General features: G+C 63.4%; 5 protein-coding genes. 2 read left to right on the forward strand and 3 right to left on the reverse strand.

What is annotated here, in order from left to right:
- Positions 1-656, forward strand: a 656-nt coding sequence (locus tag EN984_RS26575) for a LysR substrate-binding domain-containing protein (RefSeq protein ID WP_127384066.1), incomplete at its 5' end; no start/stop codon positions are given.
- Positions 657-779: 123 nt separating this feature from the next.
- Positions 780-1,580 carry a 1-acyl-sn-glycerol-3-phosphate acyltransferase gene (locus EN984_RS26580; protein ID WP_127268948.1) on the forward strand — a complete coding sequence of 267 codons (801 nt, stop codon included), beginning with the start codon at positions 780-782 and terminating at the stop codon, positions 1,578-1,580.
- Between the two features lie 25 nt (positions 1,581-1,605).
- On the opposite strand, the gene EN984_RS26585 is transcribed toward EN984_RS26580, so the two are convergent.
- The 3 genes from EN984_RS26585 to EN984_RS26595 form a co-directional block, all read right to left on the reverse strand.
- A complete protein-coding gene (locus tag EN984_RS26585) occupies positions 1,606-2,232 on the reverse strand; it encodes a LysE family translocator (protein ID WP_127268946.1) in 627 nt (208 codons plus the stop codon).
- A 90-nt stretch (positions 2,233-2,322) separates the two neighbouring features.
- A complete protein-coding gene (locus EN984_RS26590; protein WP_127268945.1) occupies positions 2,323-3,270 on the reverse strand; it encodes an aldo/keto reductase in 948 nt (315 codons plus the stop codon).
- Between the two features lie 121 nt (positions 3,271-3,391).
- Positions 3,392-3,632, reverse strand: a 241-nt coding sequence (locus tag EN984_RS26595) for a gamma-glutamylcyclotransferase (RefSeq protein WP_206517481.1), incomplete at its 5' end; no start/stop codon positions are given.

Genomic DNA, 3,632 nt, shown 5'->3' on the forward strand with positions numbered 1-3,632 from the left:
GCACGTGCAGGCGGCCAAAGACGACCGGCGAATTGGCCATCACCGCGCCGGTCGTCTTTGGCCGCCTGCACGTGCTGCCGGTCGTCACCGGCTTTCTCGCCGCCTATCCAGACGTGGACATCCGCCTGACATTGGCCGACCGCATAACCCAGCTGGTCGAGGACCATTTCGATCTCGCCATCCGCATCGGCCAGTTGCCCGATTCGAGCCTGGTCGCCATCGGCGTCGGCGCGATCCGCCGCGTCGTCTGCGCCAGCCCGGCCTATCTTGCCGAACACGGCACGCCGACCACCCCGGAGGATCTGGAAACACACGATTGCATCACCTTCGAGGGACTTGCCTCCGCCGCCAGTTGGAGCTTCACCAAGGGCAAGGCCGAAATCCCGGTTCGGGTCCGCTCGCGGCTTCAGGTCAACACCGCCGAAGCGGCCATCGATGCGGCGATTGCCGGCGTCGGGCTGACACGCGTGCTTTCCTACCAGATCGAAGCCGCGCTGCGGTCCGGCACGCTGCGCATCCTGCTGCAGGAGTTTGAGCCAAAGCCATGGCCGGTAAGCCTGGTGCATGCGGGCCACGGCCTGCTGCCGGTCAAGCTGCGCGCATTCCTCGATTTTGCCGCCCCGCGCCTGAAGGAGCGGCTGGCGCGGCTGATGTAGCGGAACCAGGCCAACCCCCATTGGCGACCGTTCTTCGTTGCCAGCCAAAGCGCCCTGCGGCCATTTCCTTTTTTCCCGCGCTTGGTGTAACCAACGCTCACCTCCTCACCGGGCTCCCCCCAAATGCTCTACATCAGATCGCTGACGTTCAATTTCGTCTTTTACGTCAACCTGATCGTCCAGATGATCCTCTGGACCCCATACTATTTCCTGTCGCCCCGGCACCGCGCCTGGTTCGTGCCGAAATTTTGGTCGCGCACCTCGATGTGGCTTTACGACAAGATCGCCGGAACGAAGAGCGAGATCACCGGCCGGGAAAACCTGCCCGAAGGCTCCTTCATCCTGGCCCCCAAACACCAGTCGTTCTGGGATGCGATCGCCTTCTTTCCCTATCTTCACGACCCGCTCTACATCCTGAAGCGCGAGCTCACCTGGATCCCGTTCTTCGGCTGGTACATCATGAAGATGCGCATGATTCCGGTTCATCGCGGCAGCCGTTCGAAAGCGCTGAAGGCCGTGGTCGCCGCGACCAAGGCGGAGATGGCGCGCAATCCTCGCCAGCTCATCATCTACCCCGAAGGGACAAGACGCGCGCCGGGCGACGAGCCGGCCTACAAATACGGCATCGTCGAAATCTATGCGCAACTTGGCATTCCGGTGGTGCCGGTTGCCCATGTCGCCGGTCTCTATTGGCCGCGTCGAAAATTTCTGCGCTACCCCGGCACCGTGAAGGCGCGCTTCCTGCCGCCGATCCCACCGGGACTGAGCAAGGACGAATTCATGGCCCGGCTGATCGGCGAGACCGAGGCTGCCTGCGACCAGTTCCTGATTGATGCCGCGCGCGGCCCAAACCCGCCTGCCTTGCCGCCGACAGCGGTGAAAAGACTGCAAGAGCTGGACAACGCCGCAAGAACCAAAGCCTGAACCGGAAGTCTCCTGCCGGCAGTTCTCAGCCGAAAACGGCCAGCGCGGTGGTCAACACCAGCGTCGCGGCAAAGACCAGGTTGACGATCCGCGAGGCCGCCGGCCGGCGCAGGAAGCGCGCGAATGCCACTCCCAAGACAAGCCACAGAGCATGGATGGCGACGATCATCAGCGCGAGAGCCATCAGCTTCAGCCATGGACCAAGCTCAGTGTTACCCTGTTTGGGCGAAGCACCGGCGAACACGGCGGCGATTGCCACATAGGCCTTCGGATTGGCGACCGCGAGAAGGAATCCAGCCAGCCATGTTGGACACGAAGCCTCCGCGCCGCGTGCTGCCATGGGCGGCGCCGTGGCGATCTTGAAGGCGAGATAGAGGATGTAGGCCGCCGAGGCGAAAGCCAGCAACGGCGCCAGCTTCGGCATCGAGGTAAGCACCGCCATGACCCCGGTCGCGACAACCAGAAGCACGGCGATCGTGCCCAGGATGATTCCCCAGGCATAGCCCAGCGAGTGGCGCAAACCGAAGGCGGCCCCAACGGCGGTAACGCTTATCGTTGCCGGACCCGGGCTGCCCATGATCACCAGGGCGGCAAGCACGAGCGCGAGAAGTTGCCCCCAAAAGTCCGGCTGCGAAAGAAGCGGCTCAGTCATCTCTCCTCTGTCCTGCCTTGCGCGAAGAGACGGTATGGCAGGACCAGAGTGGCGTCTTGGACGTTCGTGCGAGGCGTCGCGCCTGAAGCTTCAGCCGCTCGCTTTGTCGAGTTCGGCCATGTCGGCGGCGGTCAGTTTCAGCGACGCCGCCCTGATCAGGCTGTCCATCTGTTCAGGCTTGGTGGCGCTGGCGATCGGCGCGGTGACACCCGGCCGCGCAATCACCCAGGCAAGCGCGACTTCCGCCTGCTTGGCCGAATGCCTTGATGAAACCGCGTCGAGTGCCGCAAGGATGCGCATGCCGCGCGCATTGAGATAGTCTTTCACGCCACCGCCGCGCGGGCTTTGACCGAGATCGGCATCGCTGCGGTATTTGCCGCTGAGAAAACCCTTGGCCAGGCTGAAATAGGTGATGACGCCGATGTCCTCGGCCACGCACAGATCGCGCAACGGCCCATCGAAGGACGAGCGATCGTAGAGATTGTATTCCGGCTGCAGCACCTCGTAGCGCGACAGACTGCGCAAGCTCGCCACATCGAGTGCGGCACGCAACTGGCCGGCGTCGAGATTCGAACAGCCGGCATAGCGGATTTTGCCCTTGGCGAGCAGCTTCTCGTAGGCGCCAAGCGTTTCTTCATAGGGCGTTGCGGGGTCCGGCCAGTGCGACAGATAGAGATCGATGACTTCGGTCTGCAGCCGCTTCAGCGATGCGTCGACGGCCTTTTCGATGTATGCGGCGGACAGGTCCTTGTGCCCCTGCCCCATATCCGAACCGACCTTCGTGATCACCACGACCTTGTCGCGATTGCCACGGTCTTTCATCCATTTGCCGATGATGGTTTCCGATTCACCGCCTTTGTGGCCGGGAACCCAGCGCGAATAGGCATCCGCCGTATCGATGGCGTTGAGGCCGGCGCCGACGAAGCGGTCGAGCAGGTCGAACGAGGTTTTCTCGTCGGCGGTCCAGCCGAAGACATTGCCGCCCAGAACCAGCGGCGCGATGGTAAGGTCGGTGCGACCGAGACGACGTTTCTGCAAGGCGGATCTCCGGGATGATTGGGGCGGGCAAATGGCGCCCGCGGGCTGAGGGTCGGAGCCTAACCTAGGTCTTGCCTGAACGAGGTCAAAGGCCTGGCCGCCTTTTTCCGCAGAGCCAGCTTCACAAAGGCGCGACCTGGCTGGCGACATCCTCCAGCCAGTGGTCGCTTATGCCCAGTGCCTCGAGATGCTCAAGCGTGCTCAGCACATAGTCCTCGTTGTTGCCGGACTGGCCGACCGCGCCGCGCACCACGGCCGCTGCATCCGCCGCGTCGAGCGCTCCGGCATATTGCTCGTGCTGGCGGTCGACAATGTAGACCACCGCGTCGACCGTACCGCCCCCGTCGAGGCGAATCTTGAGC

Origin of the sequence: Mesorhizobium sp. M7A.F.Ca.CA.004.12.1.1 (assembly GCF_003997835.1) — a bacterium.
Lineage (GTDB): Bacteria > Pseudomonadota > Alphaproteobacteria > Rhizobiales > Rhizobiaceae > Mesorhizobium.